Origin of the sequence: Acinetobacter sp. YH12255, assembly GCF_013417355.1 — a bacterium.
GTDB classification, from domain to species: domain Bacteria; phylum Pseudomonadota; class Gammaproteobacteria; order Pseudomonadales; family Moraxellaceae; genus Acinetobacter; species Acinetobacter pseudolwoffii.
In genome coordinates this window covers 41,829-60,350 of record NZ_VPEC01000002.1, presented here as the reverse complement: position 1 = coordinate 60,350, position 18,522 = coordinate 41,829, and the positions used below count along the sequence as shown (strand labels likewise).

The 18,522-nt window shown below is 44.5% G+C and carries 14 protein-coding genes; 11 read left to right on the top strand and 3 right to left on the bottom strand.

Going from position 1 to position 18,522, the window contains the following annotated elements; genetic code table 11:
• Positions 1-11 precede the first annotated feature (11 nt).
• The 11 genes from FTV30_RS01335 (at position 12) to FTV30_RS01285 (ending at position 15,885) form a co-directional block, all read left to right on the top strand.
• Entirely contained in the window at positions 12-1,037 is a 1,026-nt protein-coding gene (locus FTV30_RS01335) for a methionine ABC transporter ATP-binding protein (protein ID WP_005171261.1), read from the top strand.
• Positions 1,034-1,729 (top strand): methionine ABC transporter permease, encoded by a 696-nt coding sequence (locus FTV30_RS01330; RefSeq protein WP_005096687.1) that lies wholly within the window; start codon positions 1,034-1,036, stop codon positions 1,727-1,729. The genes FTV30_RS01335 and FTV30_RS01330 overlap by 4 nt, the downstream gene beginning before the upstream one ends.
• Positions 1,730-2,268: 539 nt before the next feature.
• Entirely contained in the window at positions 2,269-5,841 is a 3,573-nt protein-coding gene (gene dnaE, locus FTV30_RS01325) for a DNA polymerase III subunit alpha (protein ID WP_074382873.1), read from the top strand.
• A gap of 37 nt (positions 5,842-5,878) precedes the next feature.
• Entirely contained in the window at positions 5,879-6,727 is an 849-nt protein-coding gene (locus tag FTV30_RS01320; protein ID WP_005096685.1) for an RNA methyltransferase, read from the top strand.
• Positions 6,727-7,536 carry a serine O-acetyltransferase gene (gene cysE, locus FTV30_RS01315; RefSeq protein ID WP_005096684.1) on the top strand — a complete coding sequence of 270 codons (810 nt, stop codon included), beginning with the start codon at positions 6,727-6,729 and terminating at the stop codon, positions 7,534-7,536. The genes FTV30_RS01320 and cysE overlap by 1 nt, the downstream gene beginning before the upstream one ends.
• 120 nt (positions 7,537-7,656) lie before the next feature.
• Positions 7,657-8,598, top strand: coding sequence for an ABUW_2363 family tetratricopeptide repeat lipoprotein (locus FTV30_RS01310; protein WP_005096683.1), 942 nt, complete (start codon positions 7,657-7,659; stop codon positions 8,596-8,598).
• A gap of 123 nt (positions 8,599-8,721) precedes the next feature.
• Complete coding sequence (locus FTV30_RS01305; protein ID WP_180000885.1) at positions 8,722-10,728, top strand: triacylglycerol lipase; 2,007 nt, start codon at positions 8,722-8,724, stop codon at positions 10,726-10,728.
• A 336-nt stretch (positions 10,729-11,064) separates the two neighbouring features.
• The gene (mutS, locus tag FTV30_RS01300; RefSeq protein WP_180000884.1) at positions 11,065-13,713 is read left to right on the top strand and encodes a DNA mismatch repair protein MutS; all 2,649 of its coding nucleotides are present in this window, start codon (positions 11,065-11,067) and stop codon (positions 13,711-13,713) included.
• A 196-nt stretch (positions 13,714-13,909) separates the two neighbouring features.
• Complete coding sequence (gene fdxA, locus FTV30_RS01295) at positions 13,910-14,233, top strand: ferredoxin FdxA (RefSeq protein ID WP_004279936.1); 324 nt, start codon at positions 13,910-13,912, stop codon at positions 14,231-14,233.
• A gap of 136 nt (positions 14,234-14,369) precedes the next feature.
• Positions 14,370-15,086 carry a D-Ala-D-Ala carboxypeptidase family metallohydrolase gene (locus FTV30_RS01290; RefSeq protein ID WP_180000883.1) on the top strand — a complete coding sequence of 239 codons (717 nt, stop codon included), beginning with the start codon at positions 14,370-14,372 and terminating at the stop codon, positions 15,084-15,086.
• Positions 15,087-15,219: 133 nt separating this feature from the next.
• Positions 15,220-15,885 (top strand): O-methyltransferase, encoded by a 666-nt coding sequence (locus FTV30_RS01285; protein ID WP_005096677.1) that lies wholly within the window; start codon positions 15,220-15,222, stop codon positions 15,883-15,885.
• Positions 15,886-16,055: 170 nt separating this feature from the next.
• On the opposite strand, the gene FTV30_RS01280 is transcribed toward FTV30_RS01285, so the two are convergent.
• From FTV30_RS01280 to FTV30_RS01270, 3 genes are all read right to left on the bottom strand, one after another.
• A complete protein-coding gene (locus tag FTV30_RS01280) occupies positions 16,056-16,898 on the bottom strand; it encodes a universal stress protein (protein ID WP_005171275.1) in 843 nt (280 codons plus the stop codon).
• 410 nt (positions 16,899-17,308) lie between these two features.
• Positions 17,309-17,926 (bottom strand): acyltransferase, encoded by a 618-nt coding sequence (locus tag FTV30_RS01275; RefSeq protein WP_100328714.1) that lies wholly within the window; start codon positions 17,924-17,926, stop codon positions 17,309-17,311.
• Positions 17,919-18,518 (bottom strand): YigZ family protein, encoded by a 600-nt coding sequence (locus FTV30_RS01270; protein ID WP_159138179.1) that lies wholly within the window; start codon positions 18,516-18,518, stop codon positions 17,919-17,921. Before FTV30_RS01270 ends, FTV30_RS01275 begins: the two co-directional genes overlap by 8 nt.
• Between the last annotated feature and the right edge of the window lie 4 nt (positions 18,519-18,522).

The following is an 18,522-nucleotide window of genomic DNA, read 5'->3' as shown; positions in this document are numbered from 1 at the left end:
TTTTTGACACTATGATTGAATTTAAAGATATTTCAAAACAGTATGAGCTTAAGGGTCAAACCTTGCATGCCTTGAATCAGATTAATCTATCGATTCCAACCGGCAGTATTTTTGGCATCATCGGTTATAGTGGTGCCGGTAAAAGTACCCTCATCCGTCTGATTAATTTACTTGAGCGTCCAAGCTCAGGTCAGATTATCATTAATGGAACAGATTTTACCGCACTCGATGCCAAAACATTGCGTCAAGAACGTGCCAATATCGGCATGATTTTCCAGCATTTTAATTTAATGCAAACCAAAACCGTGGCGGCCAATATCGAAATGCCTATGAAGCTTCTGGGCTGGAGCAAGGCTGAACGGGAAAAACGCCTCGAAGAATTATTAGATTTTATTGACCTGAAACATAAACGGCAGGCTTTTCCGGATGAATTGTCTGGTGGTCAAAAACAGCGCGTCGGGATTGCCCGTGCCCTTGCCAACCATCCCAAGATTTTACTTTGTGATGAAGCGACTTCGGCACTCGATCCACAAACCACCAAATCAGTTCTGCAATTACTCAAAAAAATCAATCAAGAGCAAGGTATTACCATTGTCATGGTCACTCATGAAATGGATGTAATTGAAACCGTCTGTGATTATGTCGCTGTGATGGAAAAAGGTGATGTGATTGAAACCGGCAGCACGCTACAGATCTTCAGTCAGCCGCAACACCCGACCACCAAAAATTTTATTCAAACCGTGCTTCAGCAACATTTGCCGGTCAATATTCTGAATAATCTGGAAAACCAGAATCATCACAGTATTTATTGTTTAAAATTCCTTGGTAGCTCGGCACAGGAAACGGTGATTCAGGCCGTGATTAAACAGTTTGATATCAGTTTAAATATCCTGTTTGCCAACATGACCGAAATTAATGGTTCGGTGATTGGTCAGATGTTTATTCAGCTCCTGGGTGATTCCGCAGAGATTAGCGCTGCAGTGCAATATCTGAAAGATAACGGCGTACAGGTAGATCAAGCAGGAGTACAGGCATGAGAGATTTAATTGTACAGTGGCTGACGACAATTACTGCGCCGTTCTGGAAAAGCTCGCTGTCGATGGATCAATTTGTGACAGCGCTGCAAGAAACCTTTCATATGGTGTTCTTCGCAATGCTGTTTGGCTGTATCTGGGGTTTTATTCAGGCAATTACTTTAGTGGTGACGCGTCCTAACGGCATCTTGCAAAATCGTGTGATTTATCACGGTCTCAATCCGATTGTCAATGCGCTACGTTCACTACCATTTATTATTCTACTGATTGCCGTTATTCCGCTGACCAAGTTTTTGGTCGGCACTTCAATTGGTACTTGGGCCGCAATTGTACCACTGACTATTTATGTCGGCCCTTATATTGGTCGCTTGGTTGAAACCTCATTACTGGAAGTGAATGAAGGCATTATTGAATCTGCGCAAGCGATGGGTGCAACCCCAATGCAGATTATCTTCAAGTTTGTCTTACCTGAAGCACGTAGTTCACTGATTCTGAACCTGACCACTGCCACCATCAGCTTGATTGGTGCAACAGCAATGGCGGGTGCTGTCGGTGCCGGCGGTATCGGTGATCTGGCCATTTCTTACGGTTATCAGCGTTTCGATACCTCTGTGGTGATCATGACGGTGATTGTGTTATTGATTTTGGTACAGATTGTACAAAGTCTGGGGGACTGGTTGTCCCGACTTCGTTAATCTAGTTTTTATTGTTTTTAATACTTACGAACCCTTTCTCATTATTTCAAAGTAAAGTCCTGCAACTATTTGATACGTGCCATGGCGACAGGAAGTCGCCCGTTGATCTGTGGTACTGGGATGTACCATCAGATCAACAAAGGGGTTTTGTTACTTTTGCCCCGTCAAAAGTAAGGCACAAATATTACAAAGTTAAAATTGAAGTAAAAATAACGAAATTCTATTTTTCAAATAATGTCATGAATAAACTTACTAATATTTAAAATTCTTCTTTTACTTTTGAAAGCACTGCTATGCAAGGTAACAAAAATCTTCTGTTGGCTTGATGATACTTCCTTGTGCCACAGATCAACTGGCGACATCCATATCGCTAGTCAGAAATTCAATTTCGGTTAACAATCCCATCTCGTTATAGATATGGACAAAGCCCCAAATCAACATTTAATTAAAATCTAAAAGTTAGCCATTTCCCCTCATTTTCAAACTGAAACAATAAATCCCATGTTAAACTATTCAATGGTTTTAGCAGGGACTCATCTATGCACTTTGTTCATCTTGGTATTCATACAGAATTTTCGATTACTGAATCCATCGTACGGATACCTGACTTGGTCAAAGCTGCCGAAAAAGAACAGATGCCTGCCCTCGCGCTGACGGATCTGTCTAACCTGCATGCCGCAGTCAAGTTCTATGGCAAATGCTTAGGCAAAGGCATCAAGCCGATCCTCGGTTCTGAAATTCGCCTGAATGATGCCGAACATCGTATGACCTTATTGGCGATGACCAATAAAGGCTGGCGTAACCTGACTGAACTGGTGTCTGAAGGCTTTATCAGTGGTCAGCAATTAGACATTCCCTGCGTACAAAAACAATGGATTTTAAACCAGTCCGAGGACATGATTGCCCTGCTCGGCATGCATTCCGATGTCGGCAAGATGCTGATGAGTTCAAATCCGCAAAAAGCTGAACCCTTGCTGGAAGAATGGGTCGAAAAATTCGGCAATCGCGTTTATATCGCCCTGACCCGCACCAACCGTCCGGATGAAGATGACTTCATTCTGGAAGCAGTGAAACTGGCCAAAAAATATAATATCGGTGTAGTGGCACATAACGACGTGCACTTCATGACCCGCAATGATTATGAAGCCCACGAAGCCCGAGTCTGCATTGCCGATGGTTATGTACTGGGGGATAACCGCCGCCCTAAAACCTATTCACCTGAACAATATTTTAAATCTGCAGAGGAAATGGCAGAGCTGTTCTCGGATATTCCCTCTGCGATTGAGAACACTTACCACATTGCCAAACGCTGTAATGTCACATTGCGACTGGGTCAATACTTTCTGCCGGATTATCCAATTCCTGAAGGTCATACCATTGACACTTTCTTTGCACACTTGTCCAAAGAAGGTCTGGAAGAGCGTCTGAATTTCCTGTATCCGCCTGAACAGCGTGATGAACACTGGCCAGAAGTTCGCAAGCCTTATGATGAGCGAATCGAGTACGAGATTAATATCATTAACTCGATGGGGTTTCCGGGCTACTTTCTGATCGTGATGGACTTTATTCAGTGGTCGAAAAGTAACGGCGTTCCAGTAGGCCCTGGGCGTGGTTCAGGTGCAGGCTCACTGGTGGCTTATAGCTTAAAAATCACCGATCTTGATCCGCTACGTTATGAACTGCTGTTCGAACGTTTCTTGAACCCGGAACGTGTGTCGATGCCCGATTTCGACGTCGATTTCTGTATCGCAGGTCGTGACCGCGTGATTGACTATGTGGCGCGTACTTATGGCCGTGATGCAGTTTCGCAAATTGCCACCTTCGGTACCATGGCGGCCAAAGGTGCGATTCGTGATGTGGCGCGTGTCTTGGGTAAATCTTATGGTCTGGCCGATCGTATCTCGAAAATGATCCCGACCAAGCCTTTGGGTTTAAGCTTGCTTGAGTCGCTAGAAGCCGAACCACAGCTTAAAGATATCGTCACCAATCCATCCAACCCAGATAATGATGATGCGGCTGAAATCTGGGAAATGGCACTAAAACTGGAAGGTATTACCCGAAATACCGGTAAACATGCCGGCGGTGTGGTCATCTCACCAACCAAAATTACCGATTTCTCTGCCGTCATGTGTGAGGCTGATGGTACTTCACGCGTGGCACAGTTCGATAAAGATGATGTTGAATCTGCTGGTCTGGTAAAGTTTGACTTCTTGGGTCTGCGTAACCTGACCGTAATTGAAGATGCAGTTAAAAATATTAATAAACGCATCAAATCTGACAAGCCTCTAGACATTGCCTATATCCCGCTTGAAGATAAAGACGCGTATCTGGTCTTTGCCAATGCCAACACCACCGCGGTATTCCAGTTTGAATCCGTGGGCATGAAGAAGATGCTGAAAGAGGCACGCCCAAGCAAATTTGAAGAAATTATTGCCTTCGTGTCGCTGTACCGTCCGGGCCCGATGGATCTGATTCCTGACTTTATCCACCGGATGCATGGAGGCGATTTTGAATATCTGCATCCCTTGCTTGAAGGCGTACTAGAACCCACCTACGGGATTATGGTCTATCAGGAACAGGTCATGCAGGCTGCACAGTACTGTGCCGGCTATACCCTCGGTGGCGCGGACTTGTTACGTCGTGCCATGGGTAAGAAAAAACCGGAAGAGATGGTCAAACAGCGCCAGATCTTTATTGAAGGTGCATCGAAAAAAGACATTGATGAAGCCACTGCCAACCATATTTTCGACTATATGGAAAAGTTTGCCGGCTATGGCTTTAACAAATCACATGCTGCGGCCTATGCTTTGGTTGCCTATCAGACTGCATGGCTAAAAGCGCATTATCCGGCGGAATTCCTGTCTGCGGTGTTGACCTCGGAGATGCAGAACACCGACAACGTGGTATTCCTGATTGATGACTGTCGCAAGAATAACCTGGAAGTTTTACCACCGTCAGTGAATATGTCGCTGTATCAGTTCCATGCCACGGATGAACAAACCATTGTCTATGGTCTGGGTGCGATTAAAGGTGTCGGTGAAGCTGCGATGCAATCAGTGATTGACGCGCGTACACAAGAAGGCCCTTTCCGTGACCTGTTTGATTTCTGTCATCGTATTGACCTGAAAAAAATCAATAAACGCACCCTGGAAGCATTGATTCGCTCCGGTGCGCTGGATTGTTTAGGCATTGATCGTGCCGACCTGATGGCACAACTGCCTGAAGCGGTGCAAGCTGCGGAACAGGCGCGCTCCAACCGTGAAACCGGCATCATGGATCTGTTTGGTGAAGTGGAAGAAGTTCAGCGCAAACCCTCTAAACCGGTCAAGCCATGGGCGGATGAAGTTCGCCTGAAAGGTGAAAAAGACACCCTCGGCCTGTACCTCACCGGCCACCCGATTGATGTCTATCGTAATGAACTGAAATCCTTTGTACCTAGTCAGATCAATGAGCTGACGCCGACCCGCCGTGGTGTCACCACCGTCTTTGCAGGACTGGTGGTGGATATTGCCAACTTCCCGAACCGGATGATGATGACCCTGGATGATGGTACGGCGCGTATTGAAATTTCAGCCAATCATGAACGTTTTAACCGCTTTAAAGAGATTATCCAGCTGGATAAAGTTGTGGTGATTGAAGGTGAAATTTATGAGCGTGAAGGCTTTGACCGCCCAATGGGACGTCTTACTAAAGCCTTTAGCCTGAATGAAATTCGCCAGAAGCGTGCCAACAGCATTAAAATCACCCTAACTGCCGAGCATTTCAGTAAAAGTCTGAGTCGTGACTTGCAGCAGATTTTGACACCATATACCAATATCGACATGTCAGCGCATATTCCGGTAATTCTGTATTTAGACTATCCTTATGCTACGACTGAACTTCATCTGGGTCTCAACTGGAAAGTGGCACCACTGGACGAACTATTGGCTAAATTGCGTGATTATTTTGGTAAAGAAGCATTGCATATTGAATATCAGGTCAAGTCCAAAGCCGCCAAAGCTGTTTCTTATGAACAGGCCAAACCGGTCAATGTTCCACCACCACCTGCTGGCATGAGCATGGACGATGCGCTGGAACTGTATCAGGCTGAATCCCAGCCACAATATTCATAAATCCTGATCTTTAAAAAACCTTTAAATTGGAATCCTCATGAGTCAAATTGACAATGCTGCTGTTTCAGCACATCTCTCCCATGTGCGTATTGTCATGGTCAATACCACTTTACCTGCCAACATCGGCAGTGCTTTACGCGCCATGAAAACCATGGGCCTGTCCAAGCTGGTTCTGGTGGCGCCAAAAACCTATCCGCATCCGGATATTGATGCACTGGCCGCAGGCGCAACTGACCTGATCGAGCAGATCGAGATTGTAGAAACGCTCGAAGATGCCATTAAAGACTGTCAGATTGTATTCGGTACCAGCGCACGTAGCCGTACTATTCCCTGGCCGCTGTTAGATGTGCGCCCTGCTGCGACAAAAGCCATGAGCGCCGTGGTACAAGAGCAGCAAGAAGTTGCAATTCTATTTGGCCGTGAAGACCGCGGTCTGACCAATGAAGAACTGGCAATGGCCAACTATCACCTGACCATTCCAGTCAATACCGATTACGGCGTACTGAATGTGGCTCAAGCCATTCAGGTGATCTGCTATGAAATGCGCATGGCAGCCATGAGCCAGATTGAACAACCACGTGATGCTAAAGCAACCATGCAAGTCATTGATGGCATTGAAATGGAATGGGATGAGCCTTTGGTGAATCATGCGCAGATGGAACAGTTCTATCCGCATTTGGAAAAAATGCTGGCCGAAATTGAATTTATGGACCCAAAAAATCCAAGATTATTGCCTTTACGCTTGCGTCGTCTCTTTGGACGTATACAATTAGATCGTATGGAATATCATTTACTTCGTGGTATTTTCAGCCGCGTTCAGGCCTTAAATAACGGCACGTGGAAAAAATCTTCACATACATCATCACAGGACGAGGATCAAATCTAATGCTAAAACAGCTCAAAGAAGATATACAAGCTGTCTTTGCGCGCGATCCTGCAGCACGCAATACCTTAGAAGTCTTAACCACTTACCCTGGCATCCATGCGCTGATCATGCATCGCATGGCACATGAGCTATGGAACAAAGACTGTAAGGGAACTGCACGTGCATTGTCTTCATTTAGCCGTTTTGCGACTGGTATTGAAATACATCCGGGCGCCAAGATAGGCCGTCGTTTCTTTATTGATCACGGTATGGGTGTCGTAATTGGGGAAACTGCAGAAATTGGCGATGATGTTACCCTCTATCATGGGGTGACTTTGGGTGGAACGACCTGGAATAAAGGCAAACGCCATCCAACTTTAGAAGATGGCGTGGTGGTTGGTGCTGGTGCCAAGATTTTAGGGCCATTTACTGTCGGGAAAAATGCCAAGGTCGGTTCTAATGCGGTCGTGACTAAAGCAGTTCCTGAAAACACGACGGCTGTGGGTAACCCTGCACGCTTTATTACCAAAAACAAACCGAAGGATGATGCAGAAACCCGTCGTCGTGATTATGCAGAAAGTATCGGCTTCCAGCCCTATGCTGCAACTGAAGACCAGTCTGATCCAATTCTGGAGGGTATGCGCATTCTGCTGGACCGTATTCAGCAAAATGAAAAACGCATGAACAACTTGTGCAACCGTCTTTCTTTGCTGGATCCGACCTTTAATAAACAGCAACAAGATGGTCAGCCTTTAAGCAAAAAAGAATTACAGATTCTGGAAGAAGCGCGCCGTGAATGTGAAGCTCAGACCAGTCAGTCTAAAGCCTGAATAGAGCGTTCAATTCTGTAACATGCATTTACTTGCATGATCGTTAGAGTTTTCATAGACTGACGGTCATGTGATTTTTGTACTAGCTGTTTTAAAAAATAACACGAATGGATGAATATTATGACCTTTAAGCCCTTGGCACTTGCTTGTTTAGCATTCACAATGACTGCATGTTCGACCGTCTCTCAGAAGTCTGCTGAGAAACCTGTGGATCAAGTGGTTTTTGTAGAACCTGAATTAAGTCCGCCATTTTATGCATTAAATCCATTCAATTATAATGAACCACCTGCGTTTGAGGTGCATTTGCAAAAAGCTGCGGCTCAACCCGTGACCAAAATGGTCGTGACTCATCCAAATGATCCATCCAAGCAATTAACCTTGGATGTCAATAAACTGATTATTCCCATTGTAGACAGCAATACACGTTCAATGCGTTATGCGGCTCTGGCAAATACCAATGAAATCGACATCACCGAGATTGATGATTTCCTGCAAATGGTGGAAGGTAAAGCACGTCATTATCCACCACGTTTTAGCGATCGTCAGGAACGTCGTGGCTTTGAAGCCAAACTGCGTGAAGTCACTCAACAGCTGGATACTTTAGCTGCACGTGAAAATGCCTCTTTCGATGTTCTGGTACGTGCATTTAAAGCCAGTGTCATGGCACGTAATCTGGATCTGGGTTCAGTCTATACCACCAAATCCCTGACCTATGCACAACGGATTCTTAAGATCAACCAAGATGATCCTGAAGTGAACTTCTGGTTCGGCTTTGGCCTGTCTGAAGGTGGCGGTCAACGTGAAGCGATTCCTTATCTGGACAAAGCCATGAAAGCTGGCGTTCAGGAAGCCTATCTTGCTGCAGCCAATAATTATATTGCGCTGGAACAGAAAAAAAATGCGGCTCAAACCTTGGCAAACTATAAAGTGAAATACCCGCAAGAAGCTGAAGTGGCAGACCGTCTGATTCAGGAAATTGAGAAACAAGGTCGCTGGAATGTTTGGCAAGTTCTGCAAACCGCAAATCAAGCTCCAGTTGCTGCAACCCCTAAAACGCCATAATCAAAATTTATCTTCTTTCTCTGATTACAAATAGACTGCTACGGCAGTCTATTTTTATGAGAAAAAATTAGTAAAATACAAACCATTATCCAAACTTACAACTTAAATTCAGTGAAAGGTTTTATGCACGAAAAAATAAATAAAAGATTAATACTGTGCACTTTAGTCATCACCAGCGTGCTGAGCGGCTGTCAGGTGGTCAGTGTTAAGGAACAGGCACTTAATGTCACACTCAGCAATGAGCGTGACAGTATTTTGACGCGCGACAAACTGAGCGAAGCCAGTCTGAATGTGTTGTCCATGACGGGGCGTGAAGCCCAGATCTGTATTGACCAGCCCGAAGAATGTGTAAAGGATCTTAAAAAGATTCCCCAGATTTTAGATGAACAATTACTTTCTACAGCAAGTGAGTTGTATCTCGCCAATTCTTTACAGAATGCCAAGTCAGCCGAGTGCAACACCAGTGTTTTGAGCAAGACCCAATCTCAGGAAAAGCAACAGCTGCAAAAACAGAATATCCAGAAATGTCTGGATCAGCAGCTCAGCATGCTGGATAAAAGCATTCGTTATAGTTATGCCTACCTGTTTAAAACCGAGCGTGCCCCGCAAGACCGTATTTTCGACAACCGTCAGGTTCAGATTCGTGATTTTTACAACCTGGCGATTGCTCATCTGATTCAACGCTATGCTGAACGTTATGAAACCAAGCGTTCCGGCCAACGGATTCAGGTGGGTAACAGTGTATATAGTATTGATCTGGAAAATTTTCCGCAGCTGAAAAACCAGCCCATTGAGCAACTACTGTCCACCTACAACATGAACTTCTCTGGGCTGCGTTCAATTACCCGTCGTGACGGTTTTGGTTCAGAGTTTTTAGTGGTTCTACCGGAGCAGCAACCATCCGAAAAAGATAAAAAATATATTACTGACCCACTCAATCACAAATATCCGAATGGTATCAATCCCAATATCCACGCAGCACGATATCTGGCCACCACGATCACCGCTGTACCTAAATCAGCCAATAGTACTGAACAGATTTTATCGACCTCCGAATTTCATCTGAAACTCTATGATCCCTATAAATATGAAAAAATTAAGGTCGCTTCTAAGGAATATGCTCTGGCAGCCAATTTTTCAGCACCTTATGGTTTATGGCTGGCCGAGAACAATCTGGGGCGTCTGGCCTATCTGACCCTGATTGATCAGGATGATAGTCTGAGCATGCCCCACCTGTATATGCTTGAACCTTATAATCCGAACAAGAAGATCCTGGTATTGGTCCATGGTCTGGCCAGCAGCCCCGAAGCCTGGATTCGTATGACCAACGATATTATGGGGGATCCGGTTCTAAGAGAAAACTTTCAGGTCTGGCAGGTGTTTTATTCCACCAACATGCCGATTCTGGAAAGCCGTTTTCAAATCAATGCACTGGTTCAGCAAGGATTTGCCCAGGTCGCGAACAATGCCGCAGCTAAAAAAGATGCCGTACTGGTCGGACATAGTATGGGCGGCGTGATTGCCCGTTTGATGGTCAGCAATGCCGATATCAGCCAAGATGCTTTTAAACTGGTACAAAATACCCGTATTGAACAGTTTAAGGATAAACCGCTGTTTCAAGCACGCCTGCAAATGCAGCCGATTCCAAATTTTAGTCGGGCGATTTTCTTGGCCACACCGCATCGTGGCACAGAATATGCCAATCGCTGGCATACCAAACTGGCGCGTAAAATTATTCGGGTTCCAGGTGCATTTTTAGGTGCCTTTGCTGATACTTTACAAGGCGAAATCGGATTAAAAGAATTTGTCAAAGAACTGGGACATGACCTGATTCAAAATGGCCCGAGTGATTTGAGTGAAAATTCGAAATTCAATGCGCTGACTAAAAACATTCAGCCCTATACCGGCTTCAAATTTCACTCCATCATCGGTAATACCGTAGATACTACAGAACCTCAGCTGATGAGTGATGGCATTGTTTCCTACGAAAGTGCTTATTTGCAAGGTGCAGTATCCAGTAAAGTGATCAAGGGTGGCCATTCCATTCAGGAAACCCCTGAGGCCGTATTGGAATTGCGCCGGATTCTCAGATTACACCTGTCTGACCTTGGTCTTTATGATCCCGAATAAACAATTCCCTTAATTTAAATCAACCACTGCATGTTCACATCCAGTGGTTTGTTTTTTAAAATTGGAAATCATGCTGAATAAAAACTCAGACCGACAGATCTGTCGCATGACTTAAACATTCATCTGGAATTTCATTTCTTTCTAAAAATTAAATTTGATAGACTTGTTTCAATCTTGATTTAAAGCACCCTAAGATAAGCGACCTCATTCACTATGCTCCTGAGCAGATCCTCGATAAAATATTTTTATAGATCTGTTTAGATGTGCTTTAATTTTTTGTGCATACGCTGCTTATCAGTATTTGCATTTCTCTCTTGTTGAAAGGATTTATTTTTAATGACCAGTTCGGAAATTATGGCTGATCTTTCTACCTTAACGCCCATGATGCAGCAATACATGTCGGTGAAAGTGCAGCATCCACACTCATTGATGTTTTATCGTATGGGTGATTTTTATGAACTGTTCTTTGAAGATGCACACAAGGCAGCCAAAATTTTAGGCATTACCCTGACCCATCGCGGTAAAGCCAATGGTCAGCCGATCCCAATGGCAGGTGTGCCTTTCCATGCAGCCGAAGGCTATCTGGCCCGTCTGGTCAAAAAAGGCGAAACGGTGGTGATCTGTGAACAGATTGGTGAGGGCGAGAGCACAAGTACTCGTGGTAAGGCTCCCATGGAGCGCGGCGTGGTAAGGATTATCACCCCGGGCACCCTGACCGATGATGCCATGCTCGGTGCACATCAAAGCTCTAATCTGGTGGCTTTATGTATTCAGCAAAATCAGATCGGGATTGCACTGCTCGATCTCAGCGCCGGCCTGTTTAAAGTACAGCAGCAGGATTATGATCTCAACCAGCTCATGATTGAACTGGCGCGTTTAATGCCAAGCGAAATTTTGCTGGATGAAAATACCGCTGATCCGATGCTGACCGAGCAACTCAAGCAGCAACTTGATATTTCCGTGACGAAGCGTCCCAATGTGGACTTTAGCCTGAACAATGCACAAAAAACCTTGTGCGACCAGTTTGCCGTCAGCACACTTTCCGGTTTCGGGATTGATCATTTGCCGTTGGCAAAAGCTGCCGCTGCGGCACTGATTCACTATGCCAAAGAAACCCAGAAAACCGCTTTACCACATATTCGTTCGATTCAGCTAGAACAGAGTTCCGACTTTATTGCCCTAGATCCAGTGACACGTCGCAATCTGGAACTGATTGAGCCTTTATTTGAGCATGGTACTTCACTGTTTCAGTTAATTAATGATTGCCAGACGGCTATGGGTGGACGCTTGCTGAGTCGCACCCTGATGCAGCCTTTGCGTGACACTGCCTTGCTGGATGAACGTCTGGATGCCATCCAGGCCCTGCTACAAGGTTTCCATGAAGCACCTGTACGTTTGGTACTTAAGGAAATTAGCGATATTGAACGTGTTCTGAGCCGAATTGCTTTGGGCAGTGCCCGACCGCGGGATCTGGTACAACTACGTCAGGCCTGTGCGCAAATTCCATTTTTACGCCATGCCCTACAGCCGATTGTCAGTCAACAACAGTCTGAGCTATTAATCCAGCTCAATGAAGAACTCGGAGATTTCCATGGCCTGCATCAACGCTTGATGTCTGCCATCGTAGAAAATCCGCCGGTATTGCTGCGTGATGGGAATGTGATTGCCGAAGGCTTTGATAGTGAACTGGATGAATTACGTCAGATTCGTGATCACGCCAGCCAGTTCCTGATTGATCTGGAAATTAAAGAACGTGAAGCCAGCGGAATTCCGGGACTGAAAATTGGTTATAACCGAGTGAGTGGTTATTATATTGAACTCTCACGTGCTCAGGCCGAACAGGCACCCGAGCACTATATCCGCCGTCAGACTCTGAAAAATGCTGAACGCTATATCACACCTGAACTGAAAGCCTTTGAAGATAAAGTTTTATCCAGTGAATCCCGTGCTCTGGCGCGTGAAAAAATGCTGTTTGAAATGCTGCTGGATGAATTACGTCAGGATATCGGCAATTTACAGATGATGAGCAGTGCCATTGCCCAGATTGATCTGGTGGCAAACTTTGCCCATCAGGCACGTTTACGCAACTGGTCACGTCCAAAATTCAGCCCTGAAGTCGGTGTAAGTATCACTGCTGGCCGTCATCCGGTGGTGGAAGCTTTAAGCAAAACTGCTTTTACACCGAACGATACGCGACTGGACTTTTCCCATCGCATGGCGATTATTACCGGACCCAATATGGGCGGTAAATCGACCTTTATGCGCCAGACCGCATTGATCGTCTTGCTGGCGTATTGCGGGGCTTATGTACCTGCACAAGCTGCGACTTTAGGGCCTATTGACCGGGTTTTCACCCGTATTGGTTCTGCCGATGATTTATCAACTGGCAAATCGACCTTTATGGTGGAAATGACCGAGACTTCGCAAATTCTGCATCATGCCACCAGTCAGTCGCTGGTACTGATGGATGAAGTCGGTCGTGGCACCAGTACCTATGATGGCCTGTCTCTGGCCTGGGCCTGTGTGCTGGATCTGAGCAAACGCATTCAATGCCTGTGTCTATTCGCAACCCATTATTTTGAGCTGACCGAACTCGATAAAGAAAGCGGCATTGATAACTACCATGTCACGGCTAAAGAACTGAATGGCAATCTGATTTTGTTACATAAGGTACAACATGGCCCTGCCAGCCAGAGTCATGGCTTACAGGTGGCGAAACTTGCCGGTATTCCGGCATCAGTCATTAAAGAAGCACAAAACCGCTTAAAGATTCTGGAAAAGCAACAACTGGTCAAACCAAAGAGTCTACAACATGATCTATTTGCACTGCCGGAAATTGTAGAGCCAGTGGAACGTATTATCGAAATTGAGAAAGAATCTCCAGCTCTCGAATTACTTGAGGACATCGATGTAGACAACCTGAGTCCACGCGAAGCCTTAGCACAATTATATGCACTAAAAGATTTACTCAAACAGCCGGGGTAATTCTCTGAGCCATAGACCTCATCCCGTATGGGGTCTAGCACTGATTTATACTTGAATTTAGCCCTATTCCGGCTTTTTTCAAATTTAACAGCCCTATATATAACAAATATCAATAAAAGGAATTGTTAGTTCCCCCTGTTTTTGCCTAAAATACAGTATTCGTAAATAGAACCATATTTTTTAGGTAGCTGTCGCCATGACCTTCGTTGTCACTGAAAATTGTATTAAATGTAAATATCAAGACTGTGTTGAAGTTTGCCCTGTAGACTGTTTCTATGAAGGTCCTAACTTCCTGGTGATTAACCCGGACGAGTGCATCGATTGTGCCTTATGCGAACCTGAATGTCCGGCGAATGCAATTTTCTCTGAAGATGAATTACCAGAAGGCCAAGAAGTATTTATTGAATTGAATGCTGACCTGTCGCAAAAATGGCCAAATATCACACAAATTGGTGACCAGCCAGCAGATCGTGAAGAATGGAATGGTAAAGCTGACAAATTACAATATCTTGAAAAGTAATTAATTTCAGTTAAAAAAGATCAGCACATGCTGATCTTTTTTATACTCAATCCACACATTTTATTGCAATATTCTCCAAATTTCTCCGTATATTTAGTCTAAAATGGCGCTATTTATAAATATCTGATTTCTATAAATGAAGAATTTTGCAAAGGGATTATTGAGTCTGTGTGTAATCCCTCTCGTTTTTGTGGGTTGTACCACGACCACAAAACCACCGGGACAGACCGTGCCCGATGGAAAGCGGATTTATATTCCCCAAGAACGTGTTCAATACGACCGCAAAGTCCAACCCAAAAATGTACCTTATCTGTATACCCACTGGGTCTCTGCGCTGGATAATTTATCACGTGTACGTGAGTACGAAGTGTTTCTGGAACGCAATGGCGTAGGTAATATTATTCCCAGTTTTGAATTAATGCGCACCGCGCGGGACTGGGCCAAATGTGGTCGTTCACAGTACATGATTCCAAGCCGTGAATTATGGGCCAATCAGGTTCCAACCTTGCGTGTATTTAAATATTTAGTAGCCGCCAATGTCCTGACTGATTTTGAAGTCACTTCCGTCTATCGTGACCTGCCTTTAAACCAGTGTGCCGGTGGCGCCAATTCTTCACGCCATCTGTATAATTCTGCCATCGATTTTCGTATTGGCCCAGAATATCCACAAGCGCAAGACTATAGTTATATTGAAAATACCAAGTTCAAACTGTGCCAGTTCTGGGCGCAACATGGTCAAAGTCTGAATATGGGACTCGGCATGTATGCTTCTGGTCAGATCCACATCGATACCCAAGGTTACCGTACCTGGGGGCCAAGTCTGGGGCGAAATTCTTCAATGTGTAATTACTAAGTCATGACAACGGCTATACAAAGTTCATTTAAGACTTTATATAGCCTAAAAAAACAGCAGCTATAGCACAATAAATTGCGCTATGCCGCGAAAAGTTTAAAATGCACCCATCGCAATTGATGGTGCTAAAACTATGCAACACATGTGGACAGACATTGACAACTACATTGAGTCACATTTAATTCCTGAAGATCCCATCCTGAACCAGACGCTGGAAAATACTGCTGCACATGGTCTGCCAGATCATCTGGCTGTAGCAGCAAATCAAGGCATGTTGTTGCAGATGCTGATCCAGATGAATCAATGTAAACGTGTACTGGAACTCGGAACATTTGCCGCATACAGCACCATGTGGTTGGCACGTGCTTTGCCCGATGATGGCTATATCCTGACAATTGAAGGACGTGATACCCACGCGGCAATGGGTCAGGAAAATATTGACCGTGCCCAGCTCAAGCAAACTGTTGAACTGAAATGTGGTCGTGCAGCAGATGTACTCAAAGCTCTACCCGCAGAGACCGAGGCTTTTGATTTTATCTTCATTGATGCAGACAAACAGAGTTATCCGGAATATCTGGAACTCAGTTTAAATCTGTCGCATTCAGGTACACTTATTTTTCTGGACAATGTAATCCGTGCAGGCGAGATTATCAATCCGGACAATCACAAGCCAAGTATTGAAGGCATCCGTGCCATGTTTAAAGCGCTGCAAAATCATCCACGTATCTTGTCTTGTACCGCTTTACAGACTGTAGGCAGTAAAGGACATGATGGTTTTGCACTTGCGATTGTCAAATAAAATCAGAAGAACAAAAATTACCCAGCGCCATATTTATTATATATAACATTAACTTAAAAACATTAACCACAGAGTTATCCACAATATATGAGGATAACTCTGATCATTTTTAAATCAAGCTGTAACAATTTACGTTTAAATTTTAATTTTGTTTGCTTTTTAGGCAATCCTCACTTTGCAACCAGTAAAGGCACCTTGGAATTACGGAAAATTGTGGTGGCAATACTACCGAGGAAAAACTGATGGATTTTGCTGTGACTAAATGCGCCCAGAACAATCAGTTGAATACCCATCTCCTGTTGATAGGTCAAAATATTCTCGGCGACATCGCCATAGCGATATTGCGGCACTACATCTAGACCCGCTTGAGTCAGATATTGCAGCGGCTCAGTTAAAATTTCGGCATGATCGCCAATATATAACAGGTGACATTGTAATAAACGCAGCAGATCACTTTCCGCAATCCGTCTCATCATTTTGATACAGGTCGGAGAATATTCATAGGCAAAAATAAATCGTGTTGGCGGTTTAAACTGCTCCCCAACGGTCATCACGGTACAATTGGCGCCACGAATAAAGTTTTCGACATTGGTGCCGATCGGTTTGTTTTTTTCAGCTGAGCGCTCACCGAGCAATCCAATTAATGCGATATCATCCGGCTCAAGAATCTGGAAACTTTGCTCCAGAAAATCCCCTTTTTCCTGAATATGTGTGGTTTGAATACCATGTTCGGCTAAAATCCGCTCGGAAATATGTTGCAGCAGATTATTGCTATAATCCAAGGCAATTTCGCTTTGTTTTTGTTCAAGCTCGGCCAATTCCTTCAGCAACATGGCATTGCTTTCAAACCCGATTACCCCACTGATCTCGCCCAGATGATAACTGGCCGGGTAATAATCCAAGACCTGTAACAAAACCAGTTCACGTCCAGTCTGTTTGGCAATCCATGCAGCCGCGTCTGCCAGCGCGTTTATACATGGTGAAGAGTCGATGCAGGCGATGACACGTTTCATGTTTAGCCTCTCTATTTATGATAAAAATTTCTTTGTTATTTTTAACTTAGCATAAGCTTTATAAAATGTGCAGCAAAATCTGTAAGGCTTGAATTGAAATATGTTAACTTTTATATGATTGACCGATAATTAGAAGAATAATTCAGCCATTAGGCCAAACACTTAAATTCAGATCATTAAAATACTTTTAAAATCATTTTCTAATTCATATCAGCGAAATTCCCTCTTGCTGTTAGGAAGTCAGCAATACTGTTGCACAAGAAAGAGGTCTTTATAAAATCCGCTCATGCCCTTGCGACGCACTGCTTCTCATCCGAAAGAGAGAAAGGGCTTTTAATATCTCGTGGATTTAAATATCAATAGAACCATCATTTTTTGATTGATGAAAGAGATCTACTGAGTGTAAAGCTTTATTTGCGGTATCGAATAAAGCTTGCAGGATTCCCAGCAACGATAGCCCGTGCTTCGACATCTTTGGTGACCATACTGTCCATTCCGACAATGGCCTGATCTGCGATTTTAACGCCATCTTTAATACCGACATGTGCGCCGAGCCAGACATCCCGGCCAATTTCGATGCCTTGTGAGCGTACCGCTTGCTGATAAATTGGCTGTTCTAGCTGCATACCGTGATCAAATGCATACAGATGACAATACGCTGCGATACGCACCTGATCATGCAGTTTAATCCCCAGCCGGCCACCATCCAGAATACAGTGATGATTGATCGCCACTTCATTGCCAATGTCCAGTGGGCCATGCAGGGTGCAATCTGCGGCGATAAAGGTATTATCGCCAATGACGATCTTGCGTCCCGGTTCCGCAAAAATATGTGCCAGTGGTGAAATAAAACAGTTTTCACCAATCTCGACGGTTTCCATTTCCATCAGATAAGCCTGATATTCTTTTTGCCAAGCTTCTGCCCAGCCACGGTTTTTCGGCTTTAAGGACCAGTATAGCCAAGGCATATAGTTCAGGCGATGTTTATGCTGCTCACGATATTTCAGTAATGGATCTGCTTCAGTCATCTGTTGCTTCTTCTATGATTTTGAGCTGTTCACGGCCACGAGTTACATCCTGAATTTTTAAAGCAAAAGCTTCAATCTGATGCTTCTGCAACTGTGCCTGAACCTGAACGCCTTCGGCACTATAGTCTTCCTGATAATCGATTTGCTGCTGATTCAGTTCATACTGAAAAATGGCCCATTCATTAAACTGACAGGAAAATTGCACTTTTTTCTTTTCAATCAGTTCAATTTTGTCTGCCAGCAGCAAGCATTGTCCAGCGCAGCCGCCATAGGCACGAACCAAACCTCCGGTGCCGAGTTTAATCCCGCCATACCAGCGATTGACCAGCACCAGTACATTAGTCAATTCATTACCTTCAATGGTGGCGAGAATCGGGCGCCCCGCAGTGCCTGAAGGTTCACCATCATCATTAAAGCGCACCTGATGGCCAATTTTCCAGGCCCAGCATTGATGTGTGGTACTTGGATCACGATAAGCGTCCAGAAAATCTTTGACCTGCTGTTCATTTTCTACAGGGGTCGCAAATGCCTGAAATCGGCTTTTTTTGATGTCTTCCTCAAAACTGACCAGGCTGGCAAGCGTATATGGCATAACT